This is a genomic window from Mesorhizobium sp. M2A.F.Ca.ET.046.03.2.1, assembly GCF_003952425.1.
Taxonomy (GTDB): Bacteria; Pseudomonadota; Alphaproteobacteria; order Rhizobiales; family Rhizobiaceae; genus Mesorhizobium.
The window spans coordinates 2,690,683-2,706,794 of sequence record NZ_CP034449.1; the positions used below are offsets into that span (position 1 = coordinate 2,690,683).

17 protein-coding genes and 1 pseudogene are annotated in these 16,112 nt (G+C 65.5%); 8 read left to right on the plus strand and 10 right to left on the minus strand.

The window, feature by feature from the left end; genetic code table 11:
- Positions 1-161 precede the first annotated feature (161 nt).
- Together EJ072_RS12705 and EJ072_RS12710 are read left to right on the plus strand one after the other, a co-directional pair.
- On the plus strand, positions 162-533 hold the full coding sequence (locus EJ072_RS12705; protein ID WP_126080010.1) for a hypothetical protein: 372 nt from the start codon (positions 162-164) through the stop codon (positions 531-533).
- Positions 534-692: 159 nt separating this feature from the next.
- Complete coding sequence (locus tag EJ072_RS12710) at positions 693-1,181, plus strand: hypothetical protein (RefSeq protein WP_126080011.1); 489 nt, start codon at positions 693-695, stop codon at positions 1,179-1,181.
- 35 nt (positions 1,182-1,216) lie between these two features.
- On the opposite strand, the gene EJ072_RS12715 is transcribed toward EJ072_RS12710, so the two are convergent.
- Genes EJ072_RS12715 through EJ072_RS12735 form a run of 5 tightly spaced genes read right to left on the minus strand, consistent with a single transcriptional unit; the run spans position 1,217 to position 3,599 of the window.
- The gene (locus EJ072_RS12715; RefSeq protein WP_126080012.1) at positions 1,217-1,522 is read right to left on the minus strand and encodes an urease subunit beta; all 306 of its coding nucleotides are present in this window, start codon (positions 1,520-1,522) and stop codon (positions 1,217-1,219) included.
- Positions 1,523-1,529: 7 nt separating this feature from the next.
- Complete coding sequence (locus EJ072_RS12720) at positions 1,530-2,123, minus strand: HupE/UreJ family protein (RefSeq protein ID WP_126080013.1); 594 nt, start codon at positions 2,121-2,123, stop codon at positions 1,530-1,532.
- A 26-nt stretch (positions 2,124-2,149) separates the two neighbouring features.
- Positions 2,150-2,404, minus strand: a complete 255-nt coding sequence (locus EJ072_RS12725; RefSeq protein ID WP_126080014.1) for a DUF1272 domain-containing protein — start codon at positions 2,402-2,404, stop codon at positions 2,150-2,152.
- 28 nt (positions 2,405-2,432) lie between these two features.
- Complete coding sequence (locus tag EJ072_RS12730) at positions 2,433-2,735, minus strand: urease subunit gamma (RefSeq protein ID WP_041003069.1); 303 nt, start codon at positions 2,733-2,735, stop codon at positions 2,433-2,435.
- A 21-nt stretch (positions 2,736-2,756) separates the two neighbouring features.
- Positions 2,757-3,599, minus strand: coding sequence for an urease accessory protein UreD (locus tag EJ072_RS12735; protein WP_245467357.1), 843 nt, complete (start codon positions 3,597-3,599; stop codon positions 2,757-2,759).
- A gap of 252 nt (positions 3,600-3,851) precedes the next feature.
- On the opposite strand from EJ072_RS12735, the gene EJ072_RS12740 reads away from it, so the two are divergent.
- The 3 genes from EJ072_RS12740 (at position 3,852) to EJ072_RS12750 (ending at position 6,174) form a co-directional block, all read left to right on the plus strand.
- Positions 3,852-4,106, plus strand: a complete 255-nt coding sequence (locus EJ072_RS12740; protein WP_041003067.1) for an acyl carrier protein — start codon at positions 3,852-3,854, stop codon at positions 4,104-4,106.
- Between the two features lie 4 nt (positions 4,107-4,110).
- Positions 4,111-5,319: a beta-ketoacyl-[acyl-carrier-protein] synthase family protein gene (locus EJ072_RS12745; RefSeq protein WP_126080015.1), complete on the plus strand. Its 1,209-nt coding sequence runs from the start codon at positions 4,111-4,113 to the stop codon at positions 5,317-5,319.
- Between the two features lie 150 nt (positions 5,320-5,469).
- On the plus strand, positions 5,470-6,174 hold the full coding sequence (locus EJ072_RS12750; RefSeq protein WP_126080016.1) for a glutathione S-transferase N-terminal domain-containing protein: 705 nt from the start codon (positions 5,470-5,472) through the stop codon (positions 6,172-6,174).
- Positions 6,175-6,558: 384 nt separating this feature from the next.
- Here EJ072_RS12750 and EJ072_RS12755 read toward each other — a convergent pair whose 3' ends face one another.
- The 4 genes from EJ072_RS12755 to EJ072_RS12770 form a co-directional block, all read right to left on the minus strand.
- Complete coding sequence (locus EJ072_RS12755; RefSeq protein WP_348633084.1) at positions 6,559-6,891, minus strand: hypothetical protein; 333 nt, start codon at positions 6,889-6,891, stop codon at positions 6,559-6,561.
- 213 nt (positions 6,892-7,104) lie between these two features.
- A complete protein-coding gene (locus tag EJ072_RS12760) occupies positions 7,105-7,719 on the minus strand; it encodes a nucleoside triphosphate hydrolase (RefSeq protein WP_126080018.1) in 615 nt (204 codons plus the stop codon).
- Positions 7,720-7,916: 197 nt separating this feature from the next.
- Positions 7,917-9,023 (minus strand): hypothetical protein, encoded by a 1,107-nt coding sequence (locus EJ072_RS12765; protein WP_126080019.1) that lies wholly within the window; start codon positions 9,021-9,023, stop codon positions 7,917-7,919.
- Between the two features lie 241 nt (positions 9,024-9,264).
- Entirely contained in the window at positions 9,265-11,175 is a 1,911-nt protein-coding gene (locus EJ072_RS12770) for a methyl-accepting chemotaxis protein (protein ID WP_126080020.1), read from the minus strand.
- A 363-nt stretch (positions 11,176-11,538) separates the two neighbouring features.
- On the opposite strand from EJ072_RS12770, the gene EJ072_RS12775 reads away from it, so the two are divergent.
- Both EJ072_RS12775 and EJ072_RS12780 read left to right on the plus strand, forming a co-directional pair.
- On the plus strand, positions 11,539-12,729 hold the full coding sequence (locus tag EJ072_RS12775; protein ID WP_126080021.1) for an integrase core domain-containing protein: 1,191 nt from the start codon (positions 11,539-11,541) through the stop codon (positions 12,727-12,729).
- A gap of 223 nt (positions 12,730-12,952) precedes the next feature.
- A pseudogene (locus EJ072_RS12780) lies at positions 12,953-13,843 on the plus strand (D-alanyl-D-alanine carboxypeptidase family protein); the annotation flags it as partial.
- 398 nt (positions 13,844-14,241) lie between these two features.
- Here the strand turns inward: EJ072_RS12780 and EJ072_RS12790 are convergent.
- Entirely contained in the window at positions 14,242-14,691 is a 450-nt protein-coding gene (locus tag EJ072_RS12790; RefSeq protein WP_126080023.1) for a universal stress protein, read from the minus strand.
- A gap of 449 nt (positions 14,692-15,140) precedes the next feature.
- Here EJ072_RS12790 and EJ072_RS12795 point away from each other — a divergent pair, with 449 nt between their 5' ends.
- Entirely contained in the window at positions 15,141-16,082 is a 942-nt protein-coding gene (locus EJ072_RS12795; protein ID WP_126080024.1) for a DUF1003 domain-containing protein, read from the plus strand.
- The last annotated feature ends 30 nt before the right edge of the window (positions 16,083-16,112 follow it).

Genomic DNA, 16,112 nt, shown 5'->3' on the forward strand with positions numbered 1-16,112 from the left:
TCGCTCCCGAAATTCCAATTGTTTGTGCGTGGGGCACACATTGTCGCCACCCAACGGTCACGCAATGACCCGCTCGCCGACACTTTGAGCGCCCATTTCAGCGTTCCCATCGGGCCGTTAAGGCGGGCGGAATCACTCCCAATCCGATGGAAGGAATATCCATGCGCAACGCGATACTTGTCGCCGCAGCCGCCAGCTTGTTGATGGCGGGCGCTGCCGGCGCCCAGCAGCAGCCGACGCCCAGCCCGGCACCGACCGCCCCCGCCGCGCCGAAAGCCCAGTCCGCGGCGCCGGCGATCCAGAGCGTCAACGTCGTCGACATCACCGAACTGCCCAAGGATGCGCAGACGCAGGTCAACCAGATCGTGGCGCAGCGCGGCGACGCCGGCCTGCAGACCTTGCGCAAGTCGATCGACGCGACGCCCAAGGTGAAATCCGCGCTCGAAGCCAAGGGCATGAGCTCGGCGCAGGTGATTGCCGCCAGCATGCAGCCCAATGGCGCACTGACGCTGATCACCAAGAAGGCGAGCTGATCGCGCGCCCAGGCGGGCCGCCATGTGGTCCGCCAACCATATTTTGAAGGGAATGCGGGCCGCCTCTCGGTCCGCCGCCAGGCTTTCGAAGGGAACCTGCGGCCAGGCCGGACCGTTTCGCTGTTTTCGCCCCGCCACGAGGTCAGTCAGGAGCGAGCGATGGCGAATGGCCGGCGTTTTGCAAGATGGAGTTCCGTGGTTGTTGCCGCGCTTTTCGCGGTCGCCGCGCCCCATGCCGCGTCCGCTGCGCAGCCGCTGGGCAGCGACAAGCCTGCCGCCGCGATCGTCGATTCCGATGTCCGCCAGGAAGAGGCGCTCTCCAGGACGGAGGCCGGAAAAGTCATCACCGCCATCGACCGGACCCGCGACAATATCGGCACGGTGCGCAAGACCACCAAGCTCGACAGGGTCGACATCGTGTTCCTGACCGATGCGGCGCGCAGCGAAGGCGGGCCGCCGCCGGCCATCGAGAACAAAATGAAGCAGCATCAGGACGATGTCGCCGAGCTGCGCCAGGAGATCGAGGCGAACGCCCTGCTCTTCAACGCGATCGATTCCCGGCGCGTGCAGGCCGAGGACGTGCTCGCCGTGGAGTTCGACAATCCGGGGAAGGTCGTCATCTACGCGGCCGCCAAGCCCCCGAAGTGATGGCCTCCGAAGTGATTTGAGCGCGGCGGCGGACCTCACAGCTTGCCCATCACCTTCTGCTGGAAGCCATAGACCTCGCGTTTTCCCCCCAGCGGCACCAGCGTGACGTCGCGTTCCTGGCCCGGCTCGAAGCGCATGGCCGTGCCGGCGGCGATATCCAGCCGCATGCCGCGCGCGCGCTCGCGGTCGAATTTCAGGCCCTCATTGGTCTCGAAGAAATGATAATGGCTGCCGACCTGGATCGGACGGTCGCCGCTGTTGGCGACCTTGAGGGTGACGGTCGGCCGGCCCTTGTTGAGGTCGATCTCGCCTTTGGCCGCAATAACTTCACCAGGGATCATCGCGCCCTCACACCATGCCGACGGAAAGGCCGACGCTGATCGTCGCGCAAGCGGCGCCGGCGGCGCGCGCCAGGCCGCGGAAACGCCACCCAAGCCGAAGGCCGGCTGCCATGCCGACACCGTGGAGCAGCGCGGTGGCGGCGGCAAAGCCAGCCATATATTCGAGGCCGGCAGCGTTTTCAGGCACCTCGGCGCCATGGGCGTGACCGTGGAACAGAGCGAACAGGCCGATGATGGCGACCCCGGCCGAGACCGGCAGGTCGATCGCCAGCGCCACCAGCAGGCCGAACGCCACGACGGAAGCGAGGATGCCCGGCTCGACGAAAGGCACCGGCACATGCAGCATGCCGAGCGCGCCGCCGGCCAGCATCACGCCGAGGAAGGCCAGCGGCCAGGCCCAGAGCGCCTTGCCGCCCTTCATCGCCGCCCACAGGCCGACGGCGACCATGGCCGTCATGTGGTCGAGGCCGGACAGCGGATGCACGAAACCGGCGGCAAAAGAAGAGGTGGAGCCTGCGCCGACATGGGCGTAAGCGGGCATCGCCGCCGCCAGCAACAGGATGACGGCGAGCGTGTTGCGTTTCGTGGAGGCGGGGATCATCTTTCTGCCCTTTCCAATTGACCTAGTTAAGCGGCCTTGCGCGGGCCGCAGCCTTCGGCCTTGGGCACGCGCCTGGTCGATGGCGGATATTTCGTCAGCTTGCCTGCCGGCCGGATCGGCCGCGGCGCGAAATTGCCGCCGCAATTCGGGCAGACACCGCCCAGCACATTGTCCACGCAGTCGGCGCAGAAGGTGCATTCGAAGGTGCAGATCAGCGCATCCGTCGCCTCCGGCGGCAGATCCTTGTCGCAGCATTCGCAATTTGGCCTAAGCTCCAGCATCGGTCTTCCTCCTCACCGGATCGGCGCTTTACCTGATCGGCTCGTGCACGGTCACCAGCTTGGTGCCGTCGGGAAACGTCGCCTCGACCTGGACGTCGTGGATCATCTCGGCGATGCCGTCCATGACCTGGGCGCGGGTGACGACGTGAGCGCCGGCCTCCATCAGTTCCGCGACGGGACGGCCGTCGCGGGCGCCTTCGACGACGAAGTCGGTGATCAGGGCGATGGCTTCGGGATGGTTGAGCTTGACGCCACGCTCCAGGCGCTTGCGCGCCACCATCGCCGCCATGGCGATGAGCAGCTTGTCTTTTTCACGCGGCGTAAGATTCATGCAATGTCCCGGTATTTCAGATCAAAGTGACCACAATTTAGGCAGACCCGCCCGTCCATTGAGCAGTTCGACGAGCGGAACCAACCGCTTGCGGAGCTGGTAGCCGTCGCCGGCGGTGAGCCTCGCAAGAAGCTTGCCAGATCGGCCGACGCTCCAGAAACTGGCGCCGCCGCAGTCACTGATAACGGGGCCGCCGATGCCGCGATCGCCGATGATGGCGCGGGCCGCCTCGAGCAGGCTTTCCGCTTGCGGCGAAACGAGCAGCAGCGTCGCGATGGCAAGCGCGCCGCCGGTCGCCGCCGGCCGCCGCAACGTTGCCGCGATATCCGGACCGATCCGGAAATCCTCCGCATGGACCAGCGCGCCGCCATGGCGGACCCGCCAGCGGTCGTGGAAGCTGCCTCGAACCGTCCGCTCGCCCATCGCCAGCCGGCCGAACAGCGTGGCTTCGAGCACCAGCGCCTCGGCATCCTCCGCGAGATCGACATCCAGCGTGCGGGCGAAGGCGGCGCGGTCGAAAACGATGGTTTCCTGCGGCAGCCAGGCGAGGCGCCCGCCCGGCCCAACCCGCAGGCCGACGCTTGTCTCGGCCCTGTCGGCGGCGGCGCGATAGACCTTCTCGCAGGCCTGGGTGGTGATGGAGGCGGAGGCCTCGGCGCCGACCTCGATCGTCCAGCCGAGGCGGTCGCCGCCGGTCATTCCGCCGGCCGTGTTGATGAGCACCGCCTCGAGCGGATCGCCCTGCACCGCCGGCAGGCGGATCTTGGCCGATCCGTCCTGGTAGAGCCGCTGCAGGCGCGTCCGACCATCGCTCTTGCCGCAGAAAAGCCTGGCTCGCCCGGCAACACGTTGCGCGGCAGGCAAAGGAGCGCCGGCCAAAGGCAAGGCGGGTGTCAGGGCGTTGTCGATCGTGTCCACGTTTCCAGGTTAAGCACTCCGGCGGCTTTGTCGATATATCGCTTGTTGCTTGACATCGTTTTGGTTTCTATAGAGGGAAGCCACCCTGGAGCGGTCGCGCGGTGTCTGGCGAGGTAAGGGCAACGGCGTTGTTGGATCCGGGGACCAAAAAAGGGCGCTGATCAGTTGGCGTCGGGAAAACGACAGGGAAGGAACCGAATGGCTGACCAGCTGACGACCGAGATCATCGAAAAGATCAAAGCGCATGCCGACACCGGCGGTGAGGAAATCACCGCCAGCACCGATCTCGGAACGCTCGGCATCCATTCGCTGGAATTGACCGAGATCATCTTCGATCTCGAGGAGAAGTACGGCATCGAGATCGAGATGAACACGGTCGATGCCTGGAGCAACCTGAAGAACGTCGGCGACATGGTCGAGGCGGTTCGCGAACTGATCGCGAAAAAAGCCTGACTGCATGCAAAAACGCATCGTCATCACCGGTATTGGCGGGATTTGCGGGCTTGGCAACGATGTGCCGGCCATGTGGGACGCCATGCGCGCCGGCCGCTCGGCGATCGGCCCGATCGACAATCCGTCGCTGCATGACCTCAAGGTCAAGACCGGCTGCGAAATCAAGGAACTGCCCGAACATGGCATCGACCGCAAGCAGGTCGTCTCGATGGACCGTTTCAGCCTGCTGGCGGTGATCGCCGCGCGCGAGGCCATGCGGCAGTCCGGACTGACGGCACATGCCGACAACACCTACCGGATGGGCGCGATCGTCGGCATCGGCGTCGCGGGCTTCGAGACCATCGAGGAGAATTACCGCGCGATCCTGCTCGAGGGGCGCAACCGCGCCGCCATCTTCACCGTGCCGAAAGTGATGCCGGGCGCGGCCGCCGGGCAGGTGAGCATGGCGCTCGGGCTGCGCGGCCCTGTGTTCGGCGCCACCTCGGCCTGCTCATCGGCCAACCATGCAATTTCCACGGCGGTCGACCAGATCAGGCTCGGCCGCGCCGACGTGATGGTTGCCGGCGGCACCGAAGCGCCGCTGGTGTGGGGCGTGCTCAAGGGCTGGGAGGCGCTCAGGGTGCTTTCGCCCGACACGTGCCGGCCATTCTCGGCCGACCGCGCGGGCCTCGTGCTTGGCGAAGGCGCCGGCATGGCGGTGCTGGAAAGCTACGATCACGCGATGGCGCGCGGCGCCACCATCCTGGCCGAGATCGCCGGCGTCGGGCTTTCCGCCGATGCCTCCGACATCGTCGCGCCGACCGTCGAGGGACCGGAAGCGGCGATGCGTTTCTGCCTGGCGGATGCCGGGCTCAATCCGGAAGACGTCGACTACCTCAACGCGCATGGCACCGGCACCAAGGCCAATGACCAGATCGAGACCGCCGCGATCAAGCGCGTCTTCGGCAACCACGCCCCTTCGCTCTCCGTGTCCTCGACCAAGTCGATGCATGCGCATTGCCTCGGCGCTTCCGGCGGGCTGGAGATGATCGCTTGCGTGATGGCGATCCGCGACGGCATCGTGCCGCCGACCGCCAATTATCGCGAGCCCGACCCGGAATGCGACCTCGACGTAACGCCCAACACGGCGCGCGAGCGCAAGATACGCGCCGCGCTCAGCAACAGTTTCGCCTTTGGCGGAACCAATGCGGTGCTGGCCTTCAAGGCGGTCTGATCACAATCCCGGTTGACTGTATGTGCATCGGCCGCCGGTGGCCGGTGTATTGATCCCGGCCGGCCGGGGACCTAACTCTTCCTCACCCCGCCGTATTGTTTGCCACCCATTGTGAGCGCCGCCCGGCGCCAGCCCTATCCGGAGTTTCCGATGACCGACCTGTCCGCCTTTCCGATAGCCAAGCGCTGGCCGGCCAAGCAGCCCGAGCGCCTGCAGCTCTATTCGGCCACGACGCCCAACGGCGTGAAGGTCTCGATCGCGCTGGAGGAAATCGGCCTGCCCTATGAGCCGCATTATGTCGATATCGGCAAGAACGAGAGCTGGACGCCGGAATTCCTGTCGCTCAACCCGAACGGCAAGATACCGGCCATCATCGACCCGGACGGCCCGGGCGGCAAGCCGATCGGCCTGTTCGAGTCCGGCGCCATCCTGCTCTATCTGGCCGACAAGACCGGCAAGCTCATTCCCGCCGATCCGGCACGGCGCTACGAGACGATCCAGTGGGTGTTCTTCCAGATGGCGGCGATCGGCCCGATCTTCGGGCAGGTCGGCTTCTTCCACAAATTCGCCGGGCGCGAGATCGCCGACAAGCGGCCGCTCGAACGCTACCGCGACGAATCGCGGCGGCTGATCGGAGTGCTTGAAACGCGGCTGAAGGGCCGCAAGTGGATCATGGATGACGACTACACGATCGCCGATGTGTCGATGCTGGGCTGGGTGCGCAACCTGATCGGCTTCTACGAAGCGCGCGAGCTGGTCGGTTTCGATGATTTCCCGACCGTCGCCGAATGGCTGGAGCGCGGCCTGGCGCGGCCGGCGGTGAAAAGGGGCCTCACCATTCCGGCGAAGGGCTGAAGACGGTTCAGGTAAAGTCGTGCGGCACAAGAGTCCTGCGGGCGCGCCCATGCCGGGCTGGTTTCGACGCTCGGCGCTTTGGCTGAAGGTAGCGGTGGGCTAAGCGGGCGCGGCTAGCGCCCACGTTGGAGATTAGCCGAAACCCCCAGGACGTCGTCATACTCGGGCTTGACCCGAGTATCCATGCCGTGGCCGCTGCCGTAGAGTGCAACGGTGCAGAATTCTGTAACTGCAGCAACGCTTTAGCGTCACGGCATGGATTCCAGGGTCTGCGCGCGTCGCTTCGCTCCTTGCTCCGCCCTGGAATGACGACCGAGCTGTCTTGACCGCCAATCGCGAAGGTCCGGCTCGGCGACTTCGCCGTCCGGAATCGCGCAAAAAGGGCTATTTCGTCTTGGCCTTGGCACCACTGCGGCCGAGCATAGAGGCCGCAAGCCGCGCAGTCGCGACGACTGCTCCTGTGGCGACGCTTGCCACGGCGCGGATCGGACCCGCTTTCTTTGCCGCCGACTTGGGATGTTTCGCGCTCTTAGCCTCGACTTTATGGGCCGCAACCTTACGGGCCGCGGCTTTGTGGGTCACGCCTGGCGTCACTTTCTTCGGGGCCGCCTTGCCGAAAGCCGGCTTGGCGTCTTTCGATCGCTCGGCGATCGCCGGGCCGGCGCCCGCCTTGGCCTGCGTCGTCCTGGATTGGGTGGCCCTGGTTTTTTTGGCCACGGGCTTTCTGCTGTTGGTTGCCATCTGACAGTTCCTGCTCGCTTCTTTTCCGCAATTCCGGACGGAAAGCGGTTGTCCGCTCCCCTGGAATTGCTCCGGCGCCGGACAATTCGGGATAGGCTGATAACGGCGTGAAAACCTTAAAGTTCCCGTCCGAAAATATCGAAAATTGAGCAGGTTAACCAATCACCAGCATCATTGATCAATGACCCGTCATTGACCGATGACCATGTCGGCCGGCCGGCGCCGCGCCAGCACGCGCTCGATGTTGGGCATGTCGTTGGAGGCGATCCAGGCGCGGGCGTCCTCATCCGACTTGCCATGCTCGCGCCAGCGCTCCATCAGCCGGCGCTCGAGCTCATTGCGCGGCACGTCGACGAAGATGGTGAAATCGAACAATGGCGCCAGCCGCGTCCACGGCTCCTCGTCGAGCAGCAGGTAATTGCCCTCGACCAGGATGAACTTGGTGTCGGCGGAAACGATCTCGGCCGCCGCGCGCGACAGTTCGATGCTGCGGTCGAACACCGGAATGGCGATGTCGGGTTCGCCGGAGCGGATGCGCTTCAACAGCGTCTCGAAGCCGGCGAAGTCGAAGGTTTCCGGCGCGCCCTTGCGCGGACGCAGGCCGCGGCGGTTGAGGATGATGTCGTCATAGTGGAAGCCGTCCATCGGCACGACCTCGGATGTGCCTTCGGGCAGAAGCTCATGCAGGTTCGCCGACAGTGTCGACTTGCCGGAGCCCGGCGGACCGGCAATGGCGACGACGAAGCGCTTGGCCTTGCCGGCGCGCTTGAAGATGGCGGCAGTGATATGGGCGATCTCGGACATCGGCGCCTCTTCGGTAAGGGTGCGGCCGGCATTTTGGCGGGTGTCGGTGGAAATTTCAAACCTGCTCTTGGTGACTGAGGCTCGACCGCTTGTTCGGCAGCCTCCCGCTTTCGAAATTGGCCGGAACGCCTGCCCCCTTCGTCATCCACGGGCTCCGCCCTGGAATGACGAACTCCCAGGCGCCCCCGCCTGAACCCCTACGCCGGAGCTGAACGCCCGATGCGCAGGAAGCCGCTGTCGAACGGCGCCTCCTTCACCGCGCCGTTCGGCGCAAGAACGCGCAAACGATCGGCCACTGCCTCAATCTCGGCCGGCGCCTCGGCCTCGGCGGACGGAACCGCGCCGATGACATGGCGAAACGACACCGACCGCCCTTCAGCCAGCGCGAAGGCCGTGGCCATGCCTTCATGCTTCAGCCAATTGTCGCCGAGCGAGGCGGCATGGCCGATCGCGCTGCGGCCGTCCTCGATGCCGAGCACGCCGAGATGGCGGCCGCTCCAGGGCGCGTAGTCGCGGCCGCCATTCGAGAACCACAGCATCGTCACCGGCAGTTCGGCCGGGTTCTTCAGCACCAGAACCAGGTCCTTCTCCGCGCGCCGCGCGATCGCCGTCCAGCCCGGGCCGCCGTGATCCGCCTCGACCAGCGTGACGAAATCCTCGCGCCTGTCTTCCATGCGGTAGTCGGTGAGGTCGGTGGTGCCGCCGGCGGCGAGCGGAAACTGCGTGAGGTCGGCGGCGCGGGCCGGATAGGCAAGCATGAAGCGGCCGCGCGCCGGGTCGGGCTCCAGCGGCGTTGGGGGCGTGACAGCGACGCGCTTGGGCGAGAAGGCGAGCCGGCCGCCGCCTTGCATGACCGTCATCGGATGATGGGCGACGGAGATGGCGCCGGAGCCGCCGGAGAAGACGTGCTCCTGGTAAAGGAAAGGATGGTCGTCGCGCAGGGTAAAAACCTTGTCGACGGCGGCGCCCATCACCTTGCGGCGCAGCCGGAACACGGCCCGCCAGCCGCCGGCAATGGCGCCCTTTTCGACGACGTCCCATTCGCTGTTGGCCGGCCAGCCATGCAGGGGTGCCGCCTCGACGTCGCTGGCGGAGAAGGGTGAGCAGAGGAAATCGCCGGAGAGGCGCACCGTGCCTTCCGGGAGGTTCGCGGGCAATGTCTCGCGCGGCGCGCCGACCCAGGGCGCGCGATGCAGCGGCTTCAGAACGCGGCCATCGGCCTCGATGTCCATGGCGGCGATATGGCCGACGGCGAGATCGAGCGAGACGGAGATGCCTTTTGCGCCGATCGTGACCGTGTTCATGAATGCCTCCCGCGAATCTTTTCTCGCGGGGAGCAAAGCCCGTCGAATGCCTCCCGTGCAAGCAGCGCGATCGGCATTTTGCATCAGTTCCTCACCCTCCCCCTTACGGGGAGGCTCGGCGAGCGGTCGGAGCAAAGCGGAGACCGGTCGACGGGGAGGGGTCTGACAAAAAGAGTCCTTTCGACCCCCATCCCGATCCTCTGCGCGGATCGACCCTCCCCACAAGGGGGAGGGTGGAGCCCTACTGCCTTTTATACTCCCGCACCGGCGACTTCGTGCCATCCGTATAGGTCACCTGAACCGCCATCGATTTCACGTCGTCCTTGACCTTGAAATAGGGCTGGTAGTCGGAGGGAATGGCATAGGGGTCCTTTGCGTCGCAGGGCGGCATCTTGATCTCCTTGTCGAGCGCGCTGCCGTTGAGGCTGTAATGCACCTCCTTGATGGCGCAGCGGTAGGAGAGCATCTGGGTGAAATAGACCAGGCCACGATTGCCGCCGGAATCGAAAGCGATCCACGACGTCCAGAACTGGTCGAGGATCTGCTTGTTCTCCTGCTGGAGCGCGCCGTCGGGGTCGAAGCGGATGTCGAACGGGCCGGTCTCGCGGCCGCGGATGTCGAGATATTTTATGGCGATGGTGGTGGCGGCAGTGCTGTCCGGCAACTCGAAGCTCGGATTGGGCATCGGCTTGCCGGTGCGCTGGTCGTTCATCGCCATCAGGCCGGTGTCGGTGAACGGGCCGGAATCGCCAAGGCGCCAGGAGATCGCCGTCGCCGGCTCGGGCAGCGAGATCGTCATCGACCAGCCGGCGTTGGAGCGCATCGGCGTCAGCGTCGGCACGAAGCGCGACGGGTCGAGCACGTCGCCCAACGCCGTCAGCCGGCTGCGGCTGCGGTCGAGCCAGTCGGCCAGTTGTGTCTGGTCGACGAAATATTTCAGCAGGCCGCCGTCCTTCTCGTAGGCGACGAATTTGCTCAGCGCCTGCGCCTCGCTGCGCTTGTCGGCCAGCGTCTGGCTGCCGAGGCGATCCTCGGAAAACTCCTGCGCCAGGAGAAAATAAGCCGGCGCATAATCGGGGTTGGCCGCGATGAAGGCGTTGAGCTTGTCGAGCCGCTGCGCGTCGTCGAACTGCAACAGATGCACGAGCTTGATCGAGGGCGCCTTGGCTTTCTCCGTCAGCGTGCCGAACACTTCGCGGGCGCCGGCCTTGCCGTCCTGGACCCTGAGCAGCGTGGCAAAGCGCGTATAGGGGTCGATGGCGTCAACGTCGAAGCCGGCAAAGGCGAGATAGGAGCGGCGGGCGTTGAGCATGTCGCCTGCGAGCTCATAGACGCGGGCATTGTGGTAGAATTCGTCGGGACGCTTCGGATCGGCGATCGCGCCGCCCTGGGCCAGCCGGGCGAAGCCCTTGGCGATCGTGTCGATCGAAGCGGCGATCTGCTCGGTCGTCGCCTGCAGCTTTTCCGCCTGCGCCTGCTGCTGTTGCTGGCCGGCGGCCAAGGTGTCGGTCGTCTGCTTGACCGCCTCGACAGTCTTCTGCGTCTCGGCGCCTTGCGCCGACTGCTGCTGTTGGGCGGAAGCGATCTGCTCAGTCTTCTGCGCCACCGTATCCGTGGTCTGCTTGACCGCCTCGACGGTCTTCTGCGTCTCGGCACCCTGCGCGGTCTGCTGTTGCTGGGTGGAAGCGATCTGCTCGGTGGTCTTGGCGACCGTGTCGGTCGACTTCATGACCTCCTCGACCGTTTTCTGCGTCTCGGTGACCGTCTGCTCGATCTTCGCCACCTTCTGCGAGACGATGCCCAGCGATTGCTGCAGCTCGGCGACGGCCGGCACAAGGTTGGCGATCACGCCGTTCTGCGAATTCGTTTCCTGCTGGATGCCGTAGACGCCGCCGGCGATCGCCGCCGCACTGGTGGCGAAGATCAGCGCCGGCATCGCCTTGGCGGCCAGCACCAGGCGCAGCACCATGGCGACGGCGATGATGATGGCCGCGACGGCCGCGACCAGGGCAATGTAGGCGGCAAAGGGCCCGAGCGGGTTGAGCACATCGCCGACTGCGCCGCTGATAAAGGCGAAGCTCGCCGCCCATTTGCCGGTGCGGCTGAGCGATGCCCTGAGCAACGAGGTCGTACCCGTGGCGATTTCCGACATGCCGATCCCCCCAAATCCAAGCCGCGACATACTAGCGGAAAGGAGGTGGGGATGGCAAAGCGGGGGTTGGCGGCATTGGAACGGCCGTTGCTACACCGATCGCTATCGCTAATGACAGAGGTTTGGCGCTGCCCCTCATCGCCCTGCCGGGCACTTCTCCCCGTATAGTGACGGGGAGAAGGGGCTGGCCGCGATGACGGCGCCCTTTCTGTAGCGCCGGCGATTTGCGAAATCGCTGGCGACAGCGTCCCTCTCCCCGTCACTATACGGGGAGAGGATGCCGGTGTCCGAACCGGATAGATAGGTAACAGAATGGACCGATTAGATGGGTGACAGTTTTCTTGCCAGCCGGGAGGACCGGCGATGGTTTGGCGAGAGACTGGCATCATGGATGAGCGGCTTCGTTTTGTTGTTGAATGCCTAGCTGGCGAGGAGACGATGACGCAGCTTTGCGCGGCCTTCGAGATCTCACGCAAGACCGGCTACAAATGGCTTGGGCGTTACCGGGAGACCGGGCCGGAAGGCCTGCACGACCGGCCGCGGGCGCCGCTCGATCACGGCCGAGCAACGGCAGCCGAGCTGGTGGAGCGGATCGTGGCGGAGAAGGAAGCGCATCCGCTGTGGGGGCCGAAGAAGATCATAGCGCGGCTGAAGCGGGCGGAGCCCAGTTGTGGCTGGCCGGCAGTCTCGACAGCTGGCGAGATCCTGAAGCGGCATGGTCTTGTGGGACGCCGGCGCCGGCGCTGGCGGGCTGTGGGCAATGGGCCATGGCCGGAGCCTGCGGCGCCGAATGCGGTGTGGACGGTAGACCACAAGGGCTGGTTCCGGACCCGTGACGGCTGGCGCTGCGAGCCATTGACGGTGATGGATGCATTGAGCCGCTACCTGCTGGGGCTCGAGGCGACGGGCTCGACGGCCGACGAGGAGGCGTGGCCGGTGTTTGAGCGATTGTTTGAGGAAAACGGTCTGCCGGATCGCATTCGAAGCGACAATGGCCCACCCTTTGCGTCGGCCGGCGTCACAGGGCTGACGCCGCTGGCAGTGCGCTTCATTAAGCTCGGCATCGCCCTGGAGCGCATCCAGCCAGGCAAGCCGCAGCAGAACGGGCGCCATGAGCGTTTCCATCTGACCATGCTGCCGATGGCCGATGCACCGAAGGCTGACAAAGCGGCTCAAGCCAGGGCCTTCGAGAACTTCCGGCGCAGCTACAATGAGGAGCGTCCGCACGAGGCGCTGGGCATGGACACCCCGGCACAGCATTACCGCCCCTCGACCCGACCGATGCCGAAGACAGCCCCTGAACCCGATTATCCGACCGAGGCAGCGGTGCGCGGCGTGCGCCAGAACGGCGCGGTCAAATGGCGGGGCACCGAGATCTATGTCTCGGCCACGTTGGCCGGCGAACCGATTGCCATTGAAGAGACCGAGGATGGCGAGTGGACGATGCGCTTCCACACCCATCCGCTCGGCTTCATCGATGAGAAGCACATGAAACTGGTTCGCCGCAGCGCCGCGCCAAGCCGACCGCTTGGCGCTGCGGCGACCGCATCATAGGGAGAGAAAACTGTTACCTATGTATCCGGTTCAAAGTGTTACCCATCTATCCGCTGGACACCGGCAGGCAGGTGAGGGGCAGTGCCGCCCCTCCAAAAGCAAGGAAAGCATGCGCGACCCCCCAAAACCTGGGCAAATGCCTTCTTGCGTCCGTTAACCAGTTGGACGCGGCATATGGGTTACGTTAGTTTCGCCGCGTCTCAGCAACAGTTTTAGAACAGTCTTGCCCCCTACCTTCCCTCTCCTCCAGAAACTCATCGCCGTACTGGCATTGCTCGCGCTGGTCGCCGGCTGCACGACGGCGGCACCGCCTGAAAGCGTGCTTGCCGTGCCGGCGCAGCCGCAGAAATATGCGGCGATCGTGGTCGACGCCTTGACCGGCAAGACCCTGTTCGAGGTCAATTCGCGGTCGCAGCGCTATCCGGCGTCGCTGACCAAGATGATGACACTCTACATGCTGTTCGAGGCGCTGGAGAGCGGCCGGGTGACCAAGGAAACGCGGATCCCGGTTTCCGACCACGCCGCCTCGCAGCCGCCGACAAAACTGCGTTTTAGGCGTGGCGAGACGATCGACGTCGATTCCGCCATCCGCGCCATGGTGGTGAAGTCGGCAAACGACGTGGCGGTGGCGGTGGGCGAATATCTGGGCGGCGGCTCGGAGGATCAGTTCGCCGCCATGATGACCGCCAAGGCGCGCTCGCTCGGCATGAGCGGCACCAATTTCCGCAACGCCTGCGGCCTGCCTGACGACGGCCAGGTGACCACGGCGCGCGACATGGCGGTGCTGGGCATGGCGCTGGAAAAGCGCTTCCCGCAGCATTTCCACTATTTCTCCGAAAGCGACTTCATGTTCCGCGGCAGGCTGGTGCGCGGCCATAACGACATGCTGGGGCGGGTGCGCGGCGTCGACGGCATCAAGACCGGCTACATAAGGGCTTCCGGCTACAACATCGTCACCTCCTACAATGCCGACGGGCGGCATCTGATCGTGGTGGTGATGGGCGCCGACACCGCGCGCCAGCGCAACGACCATGTCGAGGCGCTGATCCAGCGGAGTCTCGGACCGGCGATCGCCGATGCAAACCAGCCCAGGCTGATGTATTCCGGCCAGCAGCCGGCCTCGCCGCCGCTGCTTCCACCGGCGGACTCGGCGTTGCCAGGGTTGCCGCCGCAGCAGCCGACGCCCGCCTCGGCGGCGCCGGGTTCGACGGCGTCCGATTTTCCGTCGCCGGATCTGGCCTCGCCCGGCGCGCCGCTGCTGCAGACGCAGTAGGCGGCGGGGGAAAATTTTAGACGTCGGCGGGACAGCGCCCCCCTCTGGCCTGCCGGCCATCTCCCCCACTTGGGGGGAGATTGGCAGCTTTGGCGACGGCGCTCGTCTTGCAAACGTCTGTGATTGGCGAAGGCGGTCGTGACGGCTGATCTCCCCCCTTGAGGGGGAGATGTCCGGCAGGACAGAGAGGGGGGCGAAGGAACGCGGCGTTTCTCTTTCTTAGGCCGCGCTGCCGTTGCCTATCTAACCACCAGCACCGGAATCTCGGTCAGCGACACCACTTCCGCCGTCTGGCTGCCCAGCACCAGCCGTCCCAGCCCGCGGCGGCCGTGCGAGGCCATGACGATGATGTCGCTGCCCTCGCCGGCGGCCACCTCGAGGATCGCCTCGGCGGGGGTGCGGTTCTCGATATGCAGGGTCTTCGCGCCGACCCCCTTCGCATCCGCCTCGGCCTTGCACTTGCCGAGCAGTTCGCTTGCATATTTGCGCGCGCTCTCCTCGTAATTGACCAGCTCGTCGGCGGCGACATAGCCGGCCATGGCGCCGCCCCAGGCCAGCGCCGGGAACGGCTCGGAGACGGTGACGAAGGCCACGGTGGCGCCGAGGCCCTTGGCCAGCTCCAGCCCGTGGGCGACGCCCTTCTGGGCGAGTTCGGAGCCGTCGGTGGCGATGAGGATTTTCTTGTACATTGTGGCGATCCCTCTTTTGCAGGGCGCCGCGCGCGCCCAAGTGGCGGGAGCCTGAACGCTCAGGCCTGATTTCGATATAGTCTGCCTATCAGGCCCGCCACAGGGGCCAGTTTGATGCGGATCAAGGCCAGGCGGCAGAGACGATTGCGCCAGTGGGGGCGTGAAATCGCCGGCGGCGCTCCCCCTCACCCAGCCTCCGCTTCGCTCGGCTGACCTCTCCCCCAGGGGAGAGGAGATTGTCAGCGCCGGTGCCCACCTCTTCTCCCCGGCGGGGAGAAGGTGGCCGCGTAGCGGCCGGATGAGGGGCTGCGCCGACCTATGCGATTGCCTCAACAGCCCGCCCCCCATCACAAGAACTTGTTCGGTCACACACTCTTCACACTGACCATGGATATGCCGCGCCGGCTTGGCGTATCGTACCCGCAAAGCCTCGAACAGGAGCAGCGACCATGGCAGGCGACCCGAAGGCATCCGCGCAAATCCAGGCCGACGACGAGAACGACGTCGCCGGCGAGTATCTCGAGGCGGAGACCGTGCCGGAGGATGCGCAGGCAGCCGCCGACGAGATCCTCGAAGCGCCGGAGGTGCCGGATTCCGAGCCGCAGGCCGAACCGCATGTTCCGGGCACCTCCCGGATCAAGCCCAAGAAGAAACCCTCGGCGATCTCGGGGCGCAAATTCCGCAAGCGCGACCTGGTGCGCATCGACGATCTGAGGCCCAGCCTCGCCGACCGCATCCGCTCCGACCATCCCGACCTGCCGCGCGGCGCCCGCATCAGCCGCGAGGAGCTCGGCCGCTACCGCATGCGCTACATGGAGGAACTGCTGCAGCAGGAGCACGGCGAATTCTCCGAGCTCGACCGCCAGGTGGTGGAATCGATCGCCAAGCAGGACACGATCTCTGAGAACTCGGAAGAGGAATATGAGGAGCACCGCTCCTTCCCCGACCGCGTTTCCGACACCATGGCCGAGTTCGGCGGCAGCTGGTGGTTCCTGATCTCTTTCGCGGCGGTGCTTTTGCTGTGGATCGGCATCAACCTGGTCGCCAGCGCGACCAGCGCCTTCGACCCCTACCCGTTCATCCTGCTCAACCTGGTGTTGTCCTGCATCGCCGCCATTCAGGCGCCGGTGATCATGATGAGCCAGAAGCGCCAGGAAGCCAAAGACCGGCTGCGCTCCTTCAACGATTACCGGGTGAACCTGAAGGCCGAGCTGGAAGTGCGCCACCTGCACGAAAAGCTCGACTACCTCATCTCGCGCCAATGGCAGCGCCTGGCCGAAATGCAGCAGATGCAGCTCGACGCCATGCACGAGCTGACCGCGGCGAAGAAGGTGAAACGCGCGACGCGGGCGGTGCGGCGGAAGACGGCGAAGGTGGGGGTGGAGGGTTAGGCCAGTTCCTCGCCCCACGCAGTGGGGAGA